Raw genomic sequence first — 18548 nt, forward strand, 5'->3', positions numbered from 1 at the left:
TGGCGATTCCTCGGCATGTCATGCCTATTCCTCCGTCTTTGGCGGTTTTCACGCGGCATTGGCGGACAGACCTGCGATGATGTTTTCATCCCTTTTTCCGTGAAGTTTTTCCCATGCTGCTGACCCGTCATCTGGACGCCAACGCCACCCTGGTTTCGCTGATCCGGCCCCTTGCCAGCCGAGATGGTTTCGTGGCTACCGCCTTGCCTGGAGTCCAGGTGCTGCGAGCCAGCTGTGATGTGGCGCGCGGCCCGCAGATTTATGAGCCGAGCCTGATGATCATTGTCCAGGGCAGCAAACTGGCCTATCTGGGCACGCGGACCCTGGAATATGGGGCCGGGCACTACCTGATCCAGGCCCTGTCGGTGCCCTTCGAATGTGAAACCTTCGCTATGCCCGATGCGCCGCTGCTGGGCATTTCCATCGCCATCGACCGGGCGGTCCTCAGCGAGCTGGTGCTAGCCATGGGCATCACCGAAGGCCGGGCCGCTTCGGCGCAGACCCTGGAATCCATGACCTCGGCGGTGCTCGATGACAGCATGCGTGGTTGTGTGGAGCGGCTGCTGCGCTGTCTGCACGATCCTCTGGAGTGCAAGGTCATGGGCGCCTCCAGGGTGCGCGAACTGCTTTTCGCTGCCCTGCGTGGGCCCCAGGCCGATGCCCTGCGGGCACTGGTGGAGCAGCAGGGGCATTTCGCCCGGGTCGCGGCATCGCTCAATCATCTGCACGAGCATTACACCGAGCCCCTGAGCGTCGAGACCCTGGCCCGCTGCGCCAATATGAGCCCCTCGACCTTCCACGAGCATTTCAAGCGCAGCACCTTGCTCTCGCCGGTGCAGTACCTCAAGCGCCTGCGCCTGCTCAAGGCCCAGCAGCTGCTGTTGGGGGAGGGGCTGGGCGTGGCCCAGGTAGCGCATCGGGTGGGCTACCAGAGCACCTCGCAGTTCAGTCGCGAGTACAAGCGCTACTTCGAGCGCAACCCCGGCGAAGAGCGCGCTGCCTGAGCAGCCATGCCCTTGCAGGCGTCGGCTTGCCAGCGAAGATGCCCCTGAGCCGGTACCGGGCTTGAGGGCGCGTTTTCGCCGGCGGCCGGTTCCACAGGCTGCCGGGGCGGCGAATGCCGGGCATGAAAAAGGCCCCCATATAGGGGGCCTCTTGTGTCGCGCGGCGAGTTACATGTTCGGGTAAGTCGGGCCGCCGGCGCCTTCCGGAGTGACCCAGGTGATGTTCTGGGCCGGGTCCTTGATGTCGCAGGTCTTGCAGTGCACACAGTTCTGCGCGTTGATCTGGAAGCGCTTCTCGCCATCTTCCTGGGTGATCACCTCGTACACGCCGGCCGGGCAGTAACGCTGGGCCGGTTCATCGTACAGCGGCAGGTTGCGGCTCAGCGGGATGCTCGGGTCGGTCAGCTTCAGGTGGCACGGCTGTTCTTCTTCGTGGTTGGTACCGGAGATGAACACCGAGCTCAGTTTGTCGAAGCTGAGTTTGCCGTCGGGTTTCGGGTAGTCGATCTTCGCGCAGTCCTTGGCCAGCTTCAGGCAGGCGTAGTCCGGCTTGGTGTCGTGCAGGGTGAAGGGCAGCTTGCCACCGAAGATGTTCTGATCCATCCAGTTGAAGCCGGCACCGATGATCGGGCCGAACTTGTGCATGGCCGGGCCGAAGTTGCGGCTGGCGAACAGCTCTTCATACAGCCAGCTGGATTTGAACGAGTCGACATAGCTCTTGAGCTCGTCGGCGCCTTCGGAGCCGGCGAACAGCGAGTCGGCCACCGCGTCGGCGGCGAGCATGCCGGACTTCATGGCCGTGTGGCTGCCCTTGATCTTGGCGAAGTTCAGGGTGCCCAGGTCGCAACCGATCAGCGCGCCGCCCTTGAACACCATCTTCGGCAGCGAGTTCAGGCCGCCCTTGCAGATGGCACGGGCGCCGTAGCTGATGCGCTTGCCGCCTTCCAGGTACTGCTTGAGCACCGGGTGATGCTTGAGGCGCTGGAACTCGTCGAACGGCGACAGGTAGGTGTTGGCGTAGGACAGGTCGACGATCAGGCCCACCACCACCTGGTTGTTTTCCAGGTGATAGAGGAAGGAGCCGCCGGTGTTCTCGTTGCCCATGATGTCCAGCGGCCAGCCGGCGGTGTGCACCACCAGGCCCGGTTGGTGCTTGGCCGGATCGATTTCCCAGATTTCCTTGAGGCCGATGCCGTAGTGCTGGGCGTCGGCGTCGCTGTCCAGGTTGAAGCGCTTGATCAGCTGCTTGCCGATATGGCCGCGGCAGCCTTCGGCGAACAGGGTGTATTTGCCGCGCAGTTCCATGCCGGGGGTGTAGAGGCCGTCTTTTGGCTGGCCTTCACGGTCGACGCCCAGGTCGCCGGTGATGATCCCGCGCACCACGCCGTTTTCGTCGATCAGGGCTTCCTGGGCGGCGAAGCCCGGGTAGATTTCCACGCCCAGGTTCTCGGCTTGCTGGGCCAGCCAGCGGCACAGGTTGCCCAGGGAGATGATGTAGTTGCCTTCGTTGTGCATGGTCTTGGGCACAAAGAAGTCCGGAACCTTGGTGGACGTTTCGCCGCTGCGCAGGACATAGATGTCGTCGCGGGTCACCGGAGTGTTGAGCGGGGCGCCCAGTTCCTTCCAGTCCGGGAACAGTTCGTTCAGGGCCCGTGGTTCGAACACGGCACCGGAAAGGATGTGAGCACCGACTTCGGAGCCTTTCTCGACCACGCAGACGCTGATTTCCTTACCGGCTTCAGCGGCCTTCTGCTTAAGGCGGCAAGCGGCGGACAAGCCTGCGGGGCCGGCACCGACGATGACCACGTCGAATTCCATGTATTCGCGTTCCACTAGGCTATCTCCTACTCAAGGCTCAACGGTTTTTTCTAATTGGAGGTTTGGCGTTGCATCCGCGCTTTCTCCCATCGCAAATGGGGGGAGGAGGGGTGGATGGCCGACCTTTCTCTCTGGGCGGCGCATTATATCTACACCACTCTCAGCGTCCAATACAAACGTTTGTTTGAAATTGCTGCAGCCCAGATAAATCAAAGAAGCGCGGCTTATAAACGGCTATTTTGCCGTATTGACCAGAAAAGGCGTTCCGGTCAAGATACGGTCGGTTTTGCGCTCGCCGTAGGCTGACTGTTGGTTTCAAGAGCACCTCTAAAGACAGGGCAAAGGCAGTAAAGGTGATGCGCCGCACAGCTTGAACGTGCGCAGTTTACACGCCGCGATAATGAATGACTCGCCGGTCACCACTGACCAACGGTCATCACTCCCGTGAGCAAGGTCATCCTTTATGTACGCCAGCGTTTTTGGAGGTGCCCTTGTGCCGATGAGCATCAACCGCCAGGTTCTCGCCTAGGCGACTTTCTTTTCACCGGAGAGTAACGAGGAATCCATGAAGGTTCTTGTAGCTGTCAAACGAGTGGTCGACTATAACGTCAAGGTTCGCGTCAAAGCGGACAACTCCGGCGTCGACCTCGCCAACGTCAAGATGTCGATGAACCCTTTCTGCGAAATCGCAGTGGAAGAAGCCGTACGCCTGAAAGAGAAAGGTGTAGCGACTGAAATCGTCGTCGTCTCCATCGGTCCTGCTACTGCTCAAGAGCAACTGCGTACCGCCCTGGCACTGGGTGCCGATCGCGCAATCCTCGTCGAGTCCGCTGAAGAGTTGAACTCCCTGGCCGTGGCCAAGCTGCTCAAGGCTGTGGTCGACAAGGAGCAGCCACAACTGGTGATCCTCGGCAAACAGGCCATCGATAGCGACAACAACCAGACCGGCCAGATGCTGGCGGCCCTGAGCGGTTACGCTCAAGGCACCTTCGCCTCCAAGGTCGAAGTGTCCGGCGACAAGGTCAATGTCACTCGCGAAATCGATGGCGGCCTGCAGACCGTTGCACTGAACCTGCCAGCCATCGTCACCACCGACCTGCGTCTGAACGAGCCGCGCTACGCGTCTCTGCCAAACATCATGAAAGCCAAGAAGAAGCCGCTTGAAACGCTGACTCCTGATGCTTTGGGTGTTTCCACCGCCTCCACCAACAAGACCCTGAAAGTCGAAGCGCCGGCTGCACGCAGCGCGGGTATCAAGGTCAAGTCGGTGGCTGAACTGGTCGAGAAACTGAAAAACGAAGCGAAGGTAATCTGATCATGACTATCTTGGTAATCGCCGAACACGATAACAAGGCGCTGGCTCCGGCCACCCTGAACACCGTTGCCGCCGCCGCCAAAATCGGTGGTGACATTCATGTACTGGTCGCCGGTCAGGGCGTTGGTGCTGTGGCTGAAGCCGCCGCCAAAGTCGCTGGCGTGGCCAAAGTGCTGGTGGCCGACAACGCCGCCTACGCTCACCAACTGCCGGAAAACGTTGCGCCGCTGGTCGCCGAACTGGGCGCTGGCTACAGCCACATCCTGGCTGCCGCGACTTCCAACGGCAAAAACATCCTGCCGCGGGTTGCCGCCCAGCTGGACGTTGACCAGATCTCCGAGATCATCTCGGTCGAAAGCGCCGATACCTTCAAGCGTCCGATCTATGCCGGCAACGCCATCGCCACCGTGCAGTCCTCGGCTGCGGTGAAAGTCATCACCGTGCGTGCCACCGGCTTCGACGCCGTTGCCGCTGAAGGTGGTTCGGCTGCGGTTGAAGCGGTTGGCGCCGCTCACGATGCGGGCAAGTCGAGCTTCGTTGGCGAAGAGCTGGCCAAGTCCGATCGTCCTGAGCTGACCGCTGCCAAGATCGTCGTTTCCGGCGGTCGCGGCATGCAGAACGGTGACAACTTCAAGCACCTGTATGCCCTGGCCGACAAGCTGGGTGCCGCTGTCGGCGCTTCCCGCGCTGCAGTGGACGCAGGCTTCGTGCCCAACGACATGCAGGTCGGCCAGACCGGCAAGATCGTTGCGCCACAGCTGTACATCGCTGTCGGTATCTCCGGCGCGATCCAGCACCTGGCCGGCATGAAAGACTCCAAAGTGATCGTTGCGATCAACAAGGACGAAGAGGCGCCGATCTTCCAGGTGGCCGATTACGGCCTGGTGGCGGACTTGTTCGAAGCCGTACCCGAGTTGGAGAAGCTGGTCTAATCCGGCGTCTTCACTTATAAAGAGCCCGGCCTTTTGGCCGGGTTTTTTTATGGGTGTTTTTTGTTGGGGGAGGGTATCGCCATGGATCTGCACCGCATCAGTGGCTGGGCAGCGCTGTTGGGCCTGGCGTTGTCGCCAGCGCTGTCACTGGCAGCAGGCAAGTGCGAGCGTCTGGTGGTGACCGGCAGCCCGGACGCGCCACCGTACCTGTGGCAAGACCCGCAGAACCCCAAGCACCTGATGGGAGCCAGTGCCGATCTGCTGCAGCAAGTGGCGGGGGAGCTGGGACTCAAGGTCGAGCTGTTGTACGCCGGCAAACGTTCCGACGCCCTGGATGAAGTTCGTAGCGGGCGCATGGACCTGCTGGCCGATGCGCCACTGACCTTCAATGAGCTGGAGTCTCTGGACTACATCCATCCGGCGCTGGTGCAGAACGACTATCTGGTGTGGACCCGCAAGGACTCGACCCTGAGCTACACCCAGGTGGCGGACCTTGCCGGCCATCCGGGCGCGGTTTCGGAAAAGGCCCGGTTGACCCAGCCCTTTCAGGTCGTGGCCAAGGAGCACTTGCAGCTCAAGCGCCTGCCGAACTTGACCCAGGTCTTCCAGACCTTGCTGCTGGGGGAAGTGGACTATGTTCTGGCACCGCGCTATGCGGGCATGGCCATGGCCCAGTCCCTGGGAATGGCGGCGGACCTGCAGGCGTTTCCCCAGGCCATCGACAAACCGGGACTGTTTCTCGCGCTGTCCCATAACTCCGCCTGCAATGACCCATGGTTGCGCGGACAGCTGGCAAAAAAGATGACAGAATTGCCCGCGTCCGGTCTGACGGAGGCCTTGCTGCAGCGCAATCTGGAGCGCTGGAAGGCCCAGTTGCAGCAACCCGTCAGCAGCCCAAAACCGTAGGAATCACGTGTGACTATTCGACCTCTTTTCCCTGCCCTGGCCCTGTTGGCCATGGCGGGTTGTGCAACCGATCCGGCGCCCACCGAGCAAATGCGCCTCACTGCCCAGGCACTGGAGCAAGCCAAGGCCGTGGGGGCCTCGGCCGAGGCGATGCCTGAGTTGAAACTGGCCGAAGACAAGTTCTCCCGGGCTCAGGGCAATATGCAGGATGAGTCCTACAAGAAGGCGCGGATGCGTGCCGAACAGGCAGAACTGGATGCCCGGTTGGCCGAGGCCAAGGTCCTGACCCAGAAGAGCCAGGAACAGGTGAACGAGCTCAACACCCGTATCACCCGCCTGCGCAAGCAACTGGGAGATGCCCAATGAGCCTTTCGACCCGCATCTTTGGTGGCGCGTTGCTGTTGGCCTGCGCCGGTCTCTATGGCTGTGCCGGCCAGCACAGCGAGGAAGCCCTGCAGCAAGCCGGTGCCGACTTCCAGAAGGTCAAGGAGGACTCCAACGTGTTGCGTATCGCGCCCAAGGACGTGATACGCGCCGGAGAATCCCTGGCCCGTGCCGATCGACTGTCGACCTACTGGGGCAGCGGCGCCGATGTGGAGCACTATGCCTACCTGAGTCGGCGCTACAGCGAAATTGCCCGGGAACACACGGATCAGGCGCTGAACCAGGAGCGCGCCGCCAAGCTCGAACTGGAACGACAGCGCCTGCAACTGGCCCTGCGTGAGGCCAAACTGTTGAGCGTGCAGCAGCAGGGCAAGTGGCTGGAGGAGCAGATCATCAGCCTGGCGACCACCCAGACCGACCGGGGCCTGGTGATGACGCTGGGCGACGTGCTGTTTGACACCGGCGAGGCCGAATTGAAGAACTCGGCCAATCGCACAGTGCTCAAGGTGGTGCAGTTCCTGCAACTGAACCCCAAGCGTGTCGTGCGCATCGAGGGCTACACCGACAACACCGGTGAGCGTCAGAGCAATCTGCAGCTGTCGCGTGATCGGGCCCAGGCCGTGGCGGACGTGCTGGTGGATCTGGGGATCGACGAGAAGCGGATCCAGGTCGAAGGCTACGGTGACGACTACCCGGTGGAAGCCAATGCGTCGGAGCGTGGCCGGGCGCAGAACCGGCGAGTGGAAATCGTCTTCTCCGACGAAAAGGGCCAGCTTGGCGCCGCTCGCTGAAACCCCTGTTGTCCCCGAAAAACCCGACGTCCGCTAGGCGTCGGGTTTTTTTATGTCTGCCAAGGTGCTCACAAAAACCCTACAGTTCTACTTTTCACTGCCCGGTGTCCTCGACTATTGTAGGAACTGTCCCAGTACACTTCTAAACTGTGCCGGTATTGTTTCACACAAGAATAAAACGCCGTGAAATCGAGTGCTGTGCCATGACCAATCTCTTGCTCTATCAACGTATCGCTCAGCAACTGGCTGAGGATATTCGCCGTGGTGTCTACCAGCCGGGGGAGCGCGTGCCGTCGGTACGCAAGATGAGCTCGCAGCTCAACGTCAGCCACGCCACGGTGCTCCAGGCCTACGCCAACCTCGAGGACCAGGGGCTGATCCGCGCGCGCCCCCAGTCCGGTTACTACGTGCACCAGACGCCGGCGCTGACCGCGCCCACGCCGGACATCGCCCGGGTCGAGCGTCCAGGGCTGGTGACCCGCAGCAGCATTATCCAGCAGGTGTTGGTGGAGTCCCGTCGCGAAGGGGTCTTTCCGCTGGGGGCTGCGGTGCCCAGCGTCGACTACCTGCCGGTGCGGGCCTTGCACCAGCAATTGGCCAAGGTCACGCGGTTTCACAGCCCTCGGGCGTTCAGCTACATGTTCAGTCCGGGCTTCGAGCCACTGCGACGCCAGGTGGCGATTCGCATGCGTGACGCCGGGGTGGTGGTCGATCCTTCGGAAGTGGTGATCACTCACGGTTGCGTCGATGCCCTGCAAATGTCGCTGCGGGTCCTGACCCGGCCGGGTGATCTGATCGCCGCGGAATCACCGACCTATTACGGATTGCTGCAACTGGCGGACCTGCTGGGGCTCAAGGTCATCGAGATTCCCAGCGATCCTTCCACCGGGATGAGCCTCGAAGCGCTGCAACTGGCGGCCAACCAGTGGTCGATCAAGGCTCTGGTGCTGACGACGCGTCTGAGCAATCCCCTGGGCGGCACCATGCCGGAGGAACGGCAGAAGCAGTTGCTGCGTCTGGCTTCGGATTTCGATATCCAGGTGGTCGAGGACGATATCTACGGCGAGTTGATGTTCGAGGTAGGGCGCACCAAGGCCCTCAAGGCCTATGACCGCCTGGACCGGGTGATCTACTGCTCGAGTTTCTCCAAGACCCTGTCACCGGGGGTGCGCATCGGCTGGATGATCGCCGGCAAGTATCAGCAGGAGATCCAGCGCCTGCAGACCTTCAGTACTCATTCGGCGTGCAGCGTGACGCAGATGGGCGTTGCGGCGTACCTGGAGAACGGCGGCTACGACCGGCATTTACGCTACATCCGCCAGGAGTACCGCAAGAACCTCAGCGCCTTTCAACTGGCGGTGCAGCAGTACTTTCCGGAAGGCACGCAGATCACCCGGCCCAACGGCGGCTTCATTCTCTGGGTCAGCCTGCCGGGGCGGGTCAATACCCAGGAATTGCATGTGCGGGCCTTGCAGCAGGGCATCAGCATCGCCCCGGGGTTGATCTTCAGTAACACCGAGCAGTTCAACCACTGCGTGCGGCTCAATTGCGGCACCCCCTGGAACCGTGAGGCCGAGCGGGCCTTGATGACCCTGGGCATGCTCGCCAGCCAGTTGTGCCAGGAGGCGGCCGGCGGTTTTTAAACAATGCGGCCCTGTGCTTGTCATGGGGCTTGCAACAAGCGAGCATAGGGCACCTTTTGTCGATCTACCTGCCTTTATGAATGCCTTTTTTCCTGCCATCTGGTTATCAGCCTGTCTGTTGGGAGTTGTCGCTGTCACGCCTGTCCAGGCAGCCTCGGCCGCCGATAAACCGGCCGCCAGCAGCGCCCATCCGAGCAAGCCTGCTACCGCCAAGCAGGCCTCGGCGAGCAAGGCCAAGGCCCAGGCCAGCACTGGCAAGAGCAAGCCGGCAAGCAAGAAGGCTGCAGCCAAGCCCAAATCCAAGTGGGCCTATCAAGACATCAAGACGCCGCTGAAGAGCCCCAAGCTGGACCTCAGCCTGCCGCCGGAAATGGTCAAGCATCTGCAACCTGTCGGCAGTGTGCCATTGCCCAAGCGCGAACCGTTGCTGCCGCAGATGTTTGGCGAGAAACCCAAGGAAAGCAGTCCGTTCCAACTCAACGGTCGCTTGCTGAGCAACGAAATGCAGTTGCAGTTGCGCAATGAGGAGCGTCGTGAAATCGAAGGCGCGGCCCTGGATTTCGAATTCAAGCAGTAAATTCTTCAACCTGTTTGTGACTGGCTGCAGCGACGCTTTGTCGGAGACTGATCAGTCACGCACGGTTGTGCGTCAAATCCGTTCTTTGAGTAATTTTAAACGGCTGTTTTAGCGGTTACTCTTGTGCGGCGTCATTCAACACTATGCTTGTCGCGAGGAGCTTTCGTCATGAAATGCCGTGAAGGTTGTGGCGCCTGCTGCATTGCCCCTTCCATCAGCTCACCGATCCCCGGAATGCCCAATGGCAAGCCGGCGGGAGAACGTTGCCTGCACCTGTCTGTCGAACACCTGTGTGGCTTGTTCGGTAGGCCGGAGCGGCCAGCGGTGTGCGGCGCGTTTCAGGCAGATCCCGAGGTTTGCGGCGAAAGCCGGGAAGATGCCATCCGCTTGCTCGGATGGTGGGAACAAGTGACAGCGGCTTAGAGTGTTCTCAATGAACGGAACTTCAACAATAAGGAATAAGACAATGGGTTCGCTGTATCGAATGGCTGTGCTCTGTGGCTTCACCGTGCTGTTATCGGCAACAGCCCACGCCGAAGACTGGCAGACGGCGAAGGATGAAGACGGCATCAAGATCTCCTTGAGTGAAGTGGCCGGTTCCAAATACAAGGCCTACCGTGGCGTCACCACCATGAAGACCTCCATCGCCAAGCTTCGTGCATTGCAGGAAGACGTGGTGGGTGCCTGCGCCTGGATCCACGAGTGCAAGACCCAGAAACTGCTCAAGCACGAAGGCGATCAAACCTGGACCTACACCCAGTTCAACACGCCTTGGCCGGTCACTGCGCGTGACTCGGTGCTGCACATCACGACCAGCGAAGCCGCGGACGGCAGTCTGACCCGCAAGCTGGAAGGCGTGCCGACCTACATCCCGGAAGAGAAAGGTTTCGTGCGTGTATCCCAGGTCGAGGGTTACTGGAAGTTCGTGCCCAAAGGTGCCGATCAGGTCGAAGTGACCTATCAGGTGCACACCGAGCCCGGTGGCAGCGTGCCGTCCTGGCTGGCCAACAAGTTCGTGGTGGATGCGCCCTTCAACACTCTGAAGGCGCTCAAGGCCCGTGCCGAAAAGCCATGATCGGCTGACGGTCCAAGGGTTCGATCAAGGCCGCCTCCGGGCGGCCTTTTTGTTGGCTGGCCCGCCCGTGCCGTGGAACGTTTGCCTCTGGCTCAAGGTCGAGATGTTGTAGGCCCACTGACAGGGCTATCGAGGAGGCGCTGATGCAAAAGTGGCAAGTCACTTTCGTGGACGATCATGGTGTGCAGTCCGTCGAAGACTTCGATTGCGAACAGGAGCCGACGCTGGAACGGGCCGCGCAGTTGGTTAGGGCCAAGCTGCTGCCGGTCAGTGCCGAACTGGATCTGAATGATCTGGACGGACGTATCGAAGCCCCCACTCTCAAAAGCCTGAAAGAGCAGAACAGCATTCAGATTCTCAGCATCACGCCGATCTAGATACGACAGAGATCGCTTGCGCAGCTATTTCTGGCGGCGCCCAGGCGTTGGCGCTAATCTGCAAACGAGATCAGCAAATTCTTCGCCTAGCTCTGATCTTGTCAGCTCCATGCTTGTTTCCTGACGACCCGCCCCGGGTCGTGATGCCGGTTGCTTTGGCCGGCGAGTCGGGAAGCACGGAAAGTCTATCCATCGGTTTGAGGAGGACGTTTCATGAGCACAGCCGTTCAAGAAGACCTCAGCAGCAGTGTGCTGCGCCGCATGAAAGAAGGCGGTTTTGATTTTTCACGATTCCATCCCATCGAGTTCTACGCCATTTTCCCGGATGAGGAGCGGGCGCGCAGGGCGGCAGGACAGTTTCGCGGTGAATCCTTGAACGCCCAGGTCAGCGTGCGTGATGACGGCGCCTGGTATCTGGAACTGAGCAAGGTGATGTACGCCACCTATGGCGGCATCGGGGATTTTGAACAGGACTTCGAGGCCGTGGTCGAGCCTCTGGGCGGCATCATTGACGGATGGGGGGTGAAGCAGGAGATTCGCGGGCGCCTGGTTTAACCCGGAGCCATTGCATCAAGATGGACAATTGGCTGGCCCTCGGGTCGGCCAATTGCGTTTTCAGGGGGCTCAAAGGTAAAAAAAAGCCACCCGGGAGGGTGGCTAAAAGGGAAGACCGGTCAGGAGAGGGAACCGGTCGGGAGAGCCCGGACCCGGTTGTCATCGGCGTCATCAAGGTTGCAGCAGCGACTTCATCAGGCGTGATGAAGTCTTTGCTCGATGGACGCGATTGTCCGCCTGCCTGGCCGGACCGTGAAATCAACTCTGGCTATCCAGGCGATAGATAACACCCGCATCAGCTCAAGGCAGCTGCTTGCGCCCCGCCATATGTCGCAGATAGCCCAGCAACAACTCCAGCTCTTGATCCGGCAACACAGTGCTGTCGAACCCGGGCATCTTGGCCTGTGGCCAGCGCCTCAGGCTCTGCGGATCGCGGATGTAGCGCTTGAGAAAGTCGCCATTGAAATACTCGGTAGGGTTGTAGGGAATGTTCAAGTCCGGCCCGAACTGCGAGTCACCGGCGGCATTGAGGCGGTGGCAGGCCAGGCAGTTCTTCTGGAACAGGATGAAACCCTGGTTGACCGGATCATTGCTGGCCAGCTTCGGATCCGGAGCCAGGGCCGGAAAGCGCTCTGCCACCGGCGCCAGGCGCTGGATGCGCGCCACCTGGAATGGCCATTGCTCGGGGCTGACATGCCCGGCTTGCGGGTTCGTCCACACCAGGTAGAAAGGCCCGGCGCCGGGCTTGTCCGCGGCCAGGGCAGGCCAGGGTTGGCTTGGGTCTTCAATGGCCAGCCAGGCCTGGGAGCCCTGGGTGTCGAGCAGAGGCGCGGCACTCAGTTCGGCGGCGAAGCCGTCCAGGGCCACGGCCTGCAGGTGGTCATCGGCCTTGAGCCCCTGGAGCAGGGCCGCTATGGGCACGGCCCGGTACTGCATGTCGCGGTGGTAGGACACGTCGTCCTTGATCTGGATGGTCCGCGCGGCGGGGTGCTTGAGCAGTTCTTCGGTCTGCCAGGTGCGGCTGCCGGAGCCCAGGTCGATCAGCAGTTGGGCGGCGTATAGCGGGCTGCTCGTCAGGAGGGCAGCGCAAAGGAGGAGAGCTTTCAATGGATGGCCGTCGGATCTTCGTCAGTGGGTAGGCGTCATCGGGCTGCAGGTCTTGCGGTTGCGACACAGGGTCGACCAGGCATCCCGGCGTTCTTTGTGGTCAGCGTGGTTCACGATACCGAAATAGTCGCGCTTGGCTAGCGGGTCTTGGCCTTCCTGCGTGGACGGGGCGGTGGCGACATGAAGCCTCCTGCTTGCGGTTGCTCAGCAAGATGGACACGCGACAGCCAGCCCCCGGCGAGAACCGGGGGGCAAGGTGCTGGTCGGTTGGTCGAGCAACCCCGTATCAGCCGATCACTTTGGTGAGGTTCGGCAAGATCAACAGCAATGTGGTTGCGAAGAGGATGAGCCCCGCCTGACGTACTTTCGAATGTTTGAACATGGCTGAATGCCTTTTGTTGTTATTCCTGAGCATCAATGCATGCCGGTCCTGAATGTGATTGTGGGCCGGTTATGTGTCCCTTTTTTGACCTGTCCCGATGCAGAATCCGTCCGGGACTTCCTACAGCTTCTACCTTAGGGGCCTTGTATCCTCTGGCTTAGATCCAATTCGTATGAAGTTATAGCTGCAATCCCTGAAAACGCTATAAATCCACTGACACACCGGGTGGTCGCCCTTTGGCTAGACAGCTCGCGACCCTTCATCGGGCGATCGCTTAGCTGCCTACCGTTCGTCTGAGCGTCACCGTCAAGGCGGCTGAGCGCATCGGTCATTGAATCCACGGCTGTCGCGCCTAAGGTGAGGGCTCGACATTTTCCCCTGCACAGCGGTTCGAGGACGTCATGACCCAAGCTTTGATATTCGATGCGTTACGCACGCCCCGTGGCAAAGGCAAGGCCGATGGCGCCTTGCACAGCGTGAAACCGGTGAACCTGGTGGCCGGCTTGCTGCGGGCTCTGCAACAGCGTTGCGAGCTGGACACCAGCCAGGTGGACGACGTGGTCCTGGGCTGTGTGACGCCCATCGGCGATCAAGGGGCCGATATCGCCAAGACCGCCGTTCAGGCTGCGGATTGGGATGTGAGCGTGGCCGGCGTGCAGATCAATCGCTTTTGCGCCTCGGGGCTGGAAGCGGTCAATCTCGGTGCGATGAAGGTGCGCTCGGGGTTCGAGGAGCTGGTGGTGGTCGGTGGCGTGGAGTCCATGTCCCGGGTGCCCATGGGCAGCGATGGCGGGGCCTGGGTGCTGGATCCGGAAACCAATATGCACAGCCATTTCACCCCCCAGGGCATTGGCGCGGACCTGATCGCGACCCTGGAGGGCTTCTCCCGCGAGGAGGTCGACCGCTTCGCCCTGCAATCCCAGCAGAAGGCGGCCCGGGCCCGGGCCAGCGGCGCCTTCGCCAAGTCCCTGGTGCCGGTGCAGGACCAGAACGGCATCGTCTTGCTGGAGCATGACGAGTTCATCCGCGCCGACTCGACCCTGGAAGGCCTGGGCAGCCTCAAGCCGAGTTTCGAAATGATGGGGCAGATGGGCTTCGACGCCACCGCGCTGCGGGTCTACAGCCATGTCGAGCGCATCAACCACGTGCACACCCCGGGCAACAGTTCGGGCATCGTCGACGGTTCGGCGCTGATGCTCATCGGTTCAGAGGCCAAGGGCCGGGAGCTGGGGCTCAAGCCCCGGGCGCGGATCGTGGCCACGGCGGTGACCAGCACCGACCCCACCATCATGCTCACCGGCCCGGCGCCGGCCACCCGCAAGGCCCTGGCCAAGGCCGGGTTGCGGGTCGAGGACATCGATCTGTTCGAGGTCAACGAAGCCTTTGCCTCGGTGGTGCTCAAGTTCATCAAGGACATGGCCATCGATCCGGCCCGGGTCAACGTCAACGGGGGCGCCATCGCCCTGGGGCATCCGCTGGGCGCCACCGGCTGCGCGATCCTCGGCACCTTGCTCGATGAGCTGGAAAGCCGGCGCCAGCGCTACGGCCTGGCGACCCTCTGTGTCGGCGGCGGCATGGGTATCGCCACCATCATCGAACGCCTCTGAGCCCCGACTTCAAGGAATCAACTTCATGACCGATGCCATCCGTTACGAAAAGGGCCAGGACCAGATCGTCGTCCTGACCATCGATATGCCGGGCCAGAGCGCCAACACCATGAACGCGGTGTACCGCGACGCCATGGCCGGCGTCGTGGCGCGCCTGCAGGCCGAGCAGCAATCGATTGCCGGGGTGATCATCACCTCGGCGAAAAAGACCTTCTTTGCCGGCGGCGACCTCAATGAGCTGATCAAGGTCGACAGGCCGCAAGCCAAGGCTTTTCATGACCGGGTGCTGGCCCTCAAGGGCCAGTTGCGCGCTCTGGAAACCCTAGGCAAACCGGTGGTCGCTGCAATCAATGGCGCTGCCCTGGGTGGCGGCTGGGAAATCTGCCTGGCCTGCCATCACCGGGTGGCCCTGGACGATAAATCGGTACAGATCGGCCTGCCGGAAGTCACCCTGGGCCTGTTGCCCGGTGGCGGTGGGGTGGTGCGCATGGTGCGCATGCTGGGCCTGGAAAAGGCGCTGCCGTATCTGCTGGAAGGCAAGAAAGTGCGCCCGCAGCAGGCGCTGCAAGCTGGCCTGATCGACGCCCTGGCGACGGATCGCGATGAGCTGCTGGCCAAGGCTCGGGCCTGGATCCTCGCCAACCCGGCGCCCCAGCAGCCCTGGGACGTGCGCGGTTATCAGATCCCCGGCGGCACGCCAGCCAACCCGAAAGTGGCGCAGATGCTGGCCATTGCCCCGTCGATCCTGCGAGCCAAGACCCAGGGCTGTTTCCCCGCGCCGGAGAAGATCCTGTGCGCCGCCGTCGAAGGCGCCCAGGTGGATTTCGCCACCGCGCACCTGATTGAGACTCGCTACTTCACCGAGCTGGCCACCGGCCAGGTGGCGAAGAACATGATTGGCACCTTCTGGTTCCAGCTCAATGAAATCAATGCCGGTGGCTCGCGCCCTCAAGGTATCGCGCCGCAGACCACGAAAAAGCTCGGGGTGCTGGGGGCCGGGATGATGGGGGCGGGGATTGCCTACGTCAGCGCGGTGGCGGGTATCGAGGTGGTGCTCAAGGACATCAGCGTCGAGGCGGCAGAGAAGGGCAAGGCCCACTCGGCGGCGCTGCTGGAGAAAAAGCTGGCGCGTGGGCAATTGAGCCGCGAGCAGCGTGACGCGACCCTGGCGCGAATCCGTACCACCGCCGAGGACGCCGACCTGGCCGGTTGCGACCTGATCATCGAGGCGGTGTTCGAGGATCGCGAGCTCAAGGGCAAGGTGTCCCGGGCTGCGCAGCAGGTGGTCGGCGCAGAAGCGGTGATTGCCTCCAACACTTCGACCCTGCCCATCACCGGACTGGCCACGGCGGTGCCGAATCCGGACAAGTTCATCGGCCTGCATTTCTTCAGCCCGGTGGAAAAGATGCCCTTGGTGGAGATCATCAAGGGCGCACAGACCAGCGAGGCGACCCTGGCCCGTGGGTTCGACTTCGTGCTGCAGATCAACAAGACCCCGATCGTGGTCAACGACAGCCGCGGATTCTTCACCTCCCGGGTGTTCGGCACCTTCACCAATGAAGGGATTGCCATGCTCGGCGAAGGCATTTCGGCGCCGATGATCGAAACCGAGGCGCGCAAGGCCGGGATGCCGGTCGGGCCGCTGGCGATTTCCGATGAAGTGTCCCTGAGCCTGATGAGCCACATCCGTCAGCAGACCACCAAGGACCTGCAGGCTGAAGGCAAGCCGCCTATCAAGCATCCGGCGTTTGCCGTGATCGACCAGTTGCTCAACGACCACAAGCGTGCGGGCAAGGCCGCCGGCGGCGGTTTCTACGATTACCCGGCCGGTGGCCAGAAGCACTTGTGGCCCGAGTTGCACACGCGCTTCTATCGCGCCGATGGACAGATCTCGCCCCAGGACGTGCGCGACCGCCTGCTGTTCATCCAGGCCATCGAAACCGTGCGTTGCCTGGAGGAGGGGGTGCTGCAGTCCACGGCGGACGCCAATATCGGCTCGATCTTCGGCATCGGTTTCGCTGCCTGGAGTGGCGGCGCCCTGCAGTTCATCAACCAGTACGGGGTGAAGGATTTCGTCGCTCGTGCGCAGTACCTGGCGCAGCAATACGGTGAACGATTCGCCCCGCCGACCCTGCTCCTGGAGAAGGCTCGCCAGGGGCAGTTGTTCTGAGGTTGACGGGCGCTCGATGAGTGGCCCCGGGGCTTGCCTTGCCGTGGTATTTCAAGGCAGGCTCTGGGCTGTTCATTATTGCCATCACCTTGTCAGGAATTTTTTATGTCGCTACGCATCTGCATTCTTGAAACCGATATCCTGCGTCCCGAACTGGTCGATCAATATCAGGGTTACGGGCAGATGTTCCAGCGCCTGTTTTCCCAGCAACCCATTGCCGCCCAGTTCAGCGTCTACAACGTGGTCCAGGGCGAATACCCCAGCGACGAGCTGGAGTTCGACGCTTATCTGGTGACCGGCAGTAAGGCCGACTCCTTCGGCACCGACCCCTGGATTCAAACCCTCAAGACCTACCTGCTGGGCCGCTACGAGCGCGGTGACAAGCTGCTGGGCATCTGCTTTGGCCATCAGTTGCTGGCGTTGTTGCTGGGGGGCAAGAGCGAGCGGGCGACTCAGGGCTGGGGCGTTGGCACCCATAGCTACAAGCTTTCCGCCAAGGCGCCGTGGATGAGCCCGGTGGTGGAGGAACTGACACTGTTGATCAGCCACCAGGATCAGGTCACCGCGCTACCGGAAAACGCCACAGTGATCGCCTCCAGCGATTTCTGCCCCTATGCCGCCTATCACATCAATGACCAGGTGCTGTGTTTCCAGGGGCACCCCGAGTTCATCCACGACTACTCCCGGGCGCTGCTGGACCTGCGCCAGGAGTTTCTCGGCGAGAAGATCTACCAGAAGGGCCTGGCCAGTCTCGAGCACGAGCACCACGGCACCACCGTTGCGGAATGGATGATGCGTTTCGTCGCCCACAAGCCCGAAGCCGCATGACCTGGCAGGGCCCTGGCGTCCGCGCCCGGGGCCCAGTCCCCTAGAGCCAGCCGGAACGCTTGAAGCTGGCCCACAGGCTGATACAGCCGACACTGATAAAACCCAAAACACCAAAGTAGCCGTAGTGCCAGCTCAGTTCCGGCATGTTCTGGAAGTTCATCCCGTAGATCCCCGCCACCGCGGTGGGAAACGCCAGGATCGCCGCCCAGGCGGCGAACTTGCGCTGCACGATGCTTTGCCGTGAAGCCTCCAGCAGCACACCAATCTCGATGGTCTGGCTGGCAATGTCGCGCAGGGTCGACAAGTCCTCCATCTGCCGGGTGACGTGAATCTGCACGTCACGGAAATACGGCCGCATGTTCTTGTCGATGAACGGAAAGCTGAGTTTCTGCAGCTCCTCGCTGATCTCCACCATCGGCGCGACATAGCGGCGCAGGCGCAGCACGTCGCGGCGCAGGCCGTGGAGGTTCTGGATATCCCGTTCGTTCAGCGAGTTGCACAGGACGTTGCGTTCCAGTTCGTCGATCTCGCCGTGGATGGCCTCACTGACCGGCTGGTAGTTCTCGGTGACGAAATCCAGCAGCGCATAAAGGACGAAGTCCTCGCCGTGCTCCAGCAGCAGTGGGCGCGCCTCGCAACGCTGGCGTACATAGCCATAGGAGGCCGAGTGGCCGTTGCGGGCGGTGATGATGTAGCCGTTGCCGGCAAAGATGTGGGTTTCGATGAACTCCAGCTTGCCCTCGGTGCGCACCGGCGAATACGTGACGATGAACAAGGCGTCGCCAAAGGTTTCCAGCTTGGGGCGGCTGTGCTTCTCCAGAGCGTCTTCGATGGCCAGTTCATGCAGGTTGAACTGGCGTTGCAGATTGGCCAGTTCGTGGGCATTGGGTTCCTCCAGGCCGATCCACACGAAGTGGCCGGGTTTCGCGGCCCAGGCAGCCCCTTCGTCAAGGCTGATATCGGTGACTTTCTTTCCGCCGCTGTACACGGCGGCAGCAACAACTCTACCCATGGCTCTGCTTCACTTCTTCTTATCAATGGGGCGGTTACAAATCAGCAGCTTAGCCTGCAATGCAG

Annotated in this window: 19 protein-coding genes; 16 read left to right on the forward strand and 3 right to left on the reverse strand. The window is 61.5% G+C overall.

Features of this window, described 5'->3' with window-relative positions:
* Positions 1-113: 113 nt before the first annotated feature.
* The gene (locus POS17_RS09075; RefSeq protein WP_060838256.1) at positions 114-1004 is read left to right on the forward strand and encodes an AraC family transcriptional regulator; all 891 of its coding nucleotides are present in this window, start codon (positions 114-116) and stop codon (positions 1002-1004) included.
* A gap of 168 nt (positions 1005-1172) precedes the next feature.
* Here POS17_RS09075 and POS17_RS09080 read toward each other — a convergent pair whose 3' ends face one another.
* Positions 1173-2837, reverse strand: coding sequence for an electron transfer flavoprotein-ubiquinone oxidoreductase (locus tag POS17_RS09080; RefSeq protein ID WP_060838257.1), 1665 nt, complete (start codon positions 2835-2837; stop codon positions 1173-1175).
* Between the two features lie 99 nt (positions 2838-2936).
* Here POS17_RS09080 and POS17_RS31600 point away from each other — a divergent pair, with 99 nt between their 5' ends.
* The 12 genes from POS17_RS31600 (at position 2937) to POS17_RS09130 (ending at position 11377) form a co-directional block, all read left to right on the forward strand.
* Positions 2937-3128, forward strand: coding sequence for a hypothetical protein (locus tag POS17_RS31600; protein WP_016964459.1), 192 nt, complete (start codon positions 2937-2939; stop codon positions 3126-3128).
* Between the two features lie 259 nt (positions 3129-3387).
* Positions 3388-4137: an electron transfer flavoprotein subunit beta/FixA family protein gene (locus POS17_RS09085; RefSeq protein WP_015634720.1), complete on the forward strand. Its 750-nt coding sequence runs from the start codon at positions 3388-3390 to the stop codon at positions 4135-4137.
* A 2-nt stretch (positions 4138-4139) separates the two neighbouring features.
* Positions 4140-5069 (forward strand): electron transfer flavoprotein subunit alpha/FixB family protein, encoded by a 930-nt coding sequence (locus POS17_RS09090; protein WP_047302861.1) that lies wholly within the window; start codon positions 4140-4142, stop codon positions 5067-5069.
* A gap of 81 nt (positions 5070-5150) precedes the next feature.
* Positions 5151-5975, forward strand: coding sequence for a substrate-binding periplasmic protein (locus tag POS17_RS09095; RefSeq protein WP_060838258.1), 825 nt, complete (start codon positions 5151-5153; stop codon positions 5973-5975).
* 9 nt (positions 5976-5984) lie between these two features.
* Positions 5985-6341, forward strand: coding sequence for a DUF4398 domain-containing protein (locus tag POS17_RS09100; RefSeq protein WP_016964456.1), 357 nt, complete (start codon positions 5985-5987; stop codon positions 6339-6341).
* Entirely contained in the window at positions 6338-7150 is an 813-nt protein-coding gene (locus POS17_RS09105; RefSeq protein WP_060838259.1) for an OmpA family protein, read from the forward strand. Before POS17_RS09100 ends, POS17_RS09105 begins: the two co-directional genes overlap by 4 nt.
* Before the next feature lie 203 nt (positions 7151-7353).
* Positions 7354-8793 carry an aminotransferase-like domain-containing protein gene (locus POS17_RS09110; protein WP_011060145.1) on the forward strand — a complete coding sequence of 480 codons (1440 nt, stop codon included), beginning with the start codon at positions 7354-7356 and terminating at the stop codon, positions 8791-8793.
* Positions 8794-8869: 76 nt separating this feature from the next.
* On the forward strand, positions 8870-9370 hold the full coding sequence (locus tag POS17_RS09115) for a hypothetical protein (protein WP_060838260.1): 501 nt from the start codon (positions 8870-8872) through the stop codon (positions 9368-9370).
* A gap of 168 nt (positions 9371-9538) precedes the next feature.
* On the forward strand, positions 9539-9793 hold the full coding sequence (locus tag POS17_RS30775) for a YkgJ family cysteine cluster protein (protein ID WP_082729197.1): 255 nt from the start codon (positions 9539-9541) through the stop codon (positions 9791-9793).
* Positions 9794-9836: 43 nt separating this feature from the next.
* Entirely contained in the window at positions 9837-10445 is a 609-nt protein-coding gene (locus POS17_RS09120) for an START domain-containing protein (protein ID WP_060838261.1), read from the forward strand.
* A 143-nt stretch (positions 10446-10588) separates the two neighbouring features.
* Positions 10589-10822, forward strand: a complete 234-nt coding sequence (locus POS17_RS09125; protein WP_016964988.1) for a hypothetical protein — start codon at positions 10589-10591, stop codon at positions 10820-10822.
* Between the two features lie 213 nt (positions 10823-11035).
* The gene (locus POS17_RS09130) at positions 11036-11377 is read left to right on the forward strand and encodes a ribonuclease E inhibitor RraB (protein WP_060838262.1); all 342 of its coding nucleotides are present in this window, start codon (positions 11036-11038) and stop codon (positions 11375-11377) included.
* 300 nt (positions 11378-11677) lie between these two features.
* On the opposite strand, the gene POS17_RS09135 is transcribed toward POS17_RS09130, so the two are convergent.
* On the reverse strand, positions 11678-12484 hold the full coding sequence (locus POS17_RS09135; protein WP_060838263.1) for a c-type cytochrome: 807 nt from the start codon (positions 12482-12484) through the stop codon (positions 11678-11680).
* A 783-nt stretch (positions 12485-13267) separates the two neighbouring features.
* Between POS17_RS09135 and POS17_RS09140 the strand changes: the two genes are divergently transcribed.
* The 3 genes from POS17_RS09140 (at position 13268) to POS17_RS09150 (ending at position 17471) form a co-directional block, all read left to right on the forward strand.
* Positions 13268-14473, forward strand: coding sequence for an acetyl-CoA C-acetyltransferase (locus POS17_RS09140; protein WP_060838264.1), 1206 nt, complete (start codon positions 13268-13270; stop codon positions 14471-14473).
* Positions 14474-14498: 25 nt separating this feature from the next.
* On the forward strand, positions 14499-16643 hold the full coding sequence (locus tag POS17_RS09145) for a 3-hydroxyacyl-CoA dehydrogenase NAD-binding domain-containing protein (RefSeq protein WP_060838265.1): 2145 nt from the start codon (positions 14499-14501) through the stop codon (positions 16641-16643).
* Between the two features lie 105 nt (positions 16644-16748).
* Positions 16749-17471, forward strand: coding sequence for an amidotransferase (locus POS17_RS09150; protein WP_060838266.1), 723 nt, complete (start codon positions 16749-16751; stop codon positions 17469-17471).
* 40 nt (positions 17472-17511) lie between these two features.
* On the opposite strand, the gene POS17_RS09155 is transcribed toward POS17_RS09150, so the two are convergent.
* The gene (locus POS17_RS09155) at positions 17512-18483 is read right to left on the reverse strand and encodes a magnesium and cobalt transport protein CorA (RefSeq protein ID WP_060838267.1); all 972 of its coding nucleotides are present in this window, start codon (positions 18481-18483) and stop codon (positions 17512-17514) included.
* Positions 18484-18548 lie beyond the last annotated feature (65 nt).

It is taken from the genome of Pseudomonas sp. Os17 (assembly GCF_001547895.1).
GTDB lineage: Bacteria > Pseudomonadota > Gammaproteobacteria > Pseudomonadales > Pseudomonadaceae > Aquipseudomonas.

Excerpts from the sequence above, each read along its gene's own strand:
- POS17_RS09075 (WP_060838256.1), top strand. The coding sequence starts at position 114 with ATGCTGCTGACCCGTCATCTGGACGCCAACGCCACCCTGGTTTCGCTG.
- POS17_RS31600 (WP_016964459.1), top strand. The coding sequence starts at position 2,937 with ATGGCCGACCTTTCTCTCTGGGCGGCGCATTATATCTACACCACTCTC.
- POS17_RS09085 (WP_015634720.1), top strand. The coding sequence starts at position 3,388 with ATGAAGGTTCTTGTAGCTGTCAAACGAGTGGTCGACTATAACGTCAAG.
- POS17_RS09090 (WP_047302861.1), top strand. The coding sequence starts at position 4,140 with ATGACTATCTTGGTAATCGCCGAACACGATAACAAGGCGCTGGCTCCG.
- POS17_RS09095 (WP_060838258.1), top strand. The coding sequence starts at position 5,151 with ATGGATCTGCACCGCATCAGTGGCTGGGCAGCGCTGTTGGGCCTGGCG.
- POS17_RS09105 (WP_060838259.1), top strand. The coding sequence starts at position 6,338 with ATGAGCCTTTCGACCCGCATCTTTGGTGGCGCGTTGCTGTTGGCCTGC.
- POS17_RS09110 (WP_011060145.1), top strand. The coding sequence starts at position 7,354 with ATGACCAATCTCTTGCTCTATCAACGTATCGCTCAGCAACTGGCTGAG.
- POS17_RS09115 (WP_060838260.1), top strand. The coding sequence starts at position 8,870 with ATGAATGCCTTTTTTCCTGCCATCTGGTTATCAGCCTGTCTGTTGGGA.
- POS17_RS30775 (WP_082729197.1), top strand. The coding sequence starts at position 9,539 with ATGAAATGCCGTGAAGGTTGTGGCGCCTGCTGCATTGCCCCTTCCATC.
- POS17_RS09120 (WP_060838261.1), top strand. The coding sequence starts at position 9,837 with ATGGGTTCGCTGTATCGAATGGCTGTGCTCTGTGGCTTCACCGTGCTG.
- POS17_RS09125 (WP_016964988.1), top strand. The coding sequence starts at position 10,589 with ATGCAAAAGTGGCAAGTCACTTTCGTGGACGATCATGGTGTGCAGTCC.
- POS17_RS09130 (WP_060838262.1), top strand. The coding sequence starts at position 11,036 with ATGAGCACAGCCGTTCAAGAAGACCTCAGCAGCAGTGTGCTGCGCCGC.
- POS17_RS09140 (WP_060838264.1), top strand. The coding sequence starts at position 13,268 with ATGACCCAAGCTTTGATATTCGATGCGTTACGCACGCCCCGTGGCAAA.
- POS17_RS09145 (WP_060838265.1), top strand. The coding sequence starts at position 14,499 with ATGACCGATGCCATCCGTTACGAAAAGGGCCAGGACCAGATCGTCGTC.
- POS17_RS09150 (WP_060838266.1), top strand. The coding sequence starts at position 16,749 with ATGTCGCTACGCATCTGCATTCTTGAAACCGATATCCTGCGTCCCGAA.
- POS17_RS09155 (WP_060838267.1), bottom strand. The coding sequence starts at position 18,483 with ATGGGTAGAGTTGTTGCTGCCGCCGTGTACAGCGGCGGAAAGAAAGTC.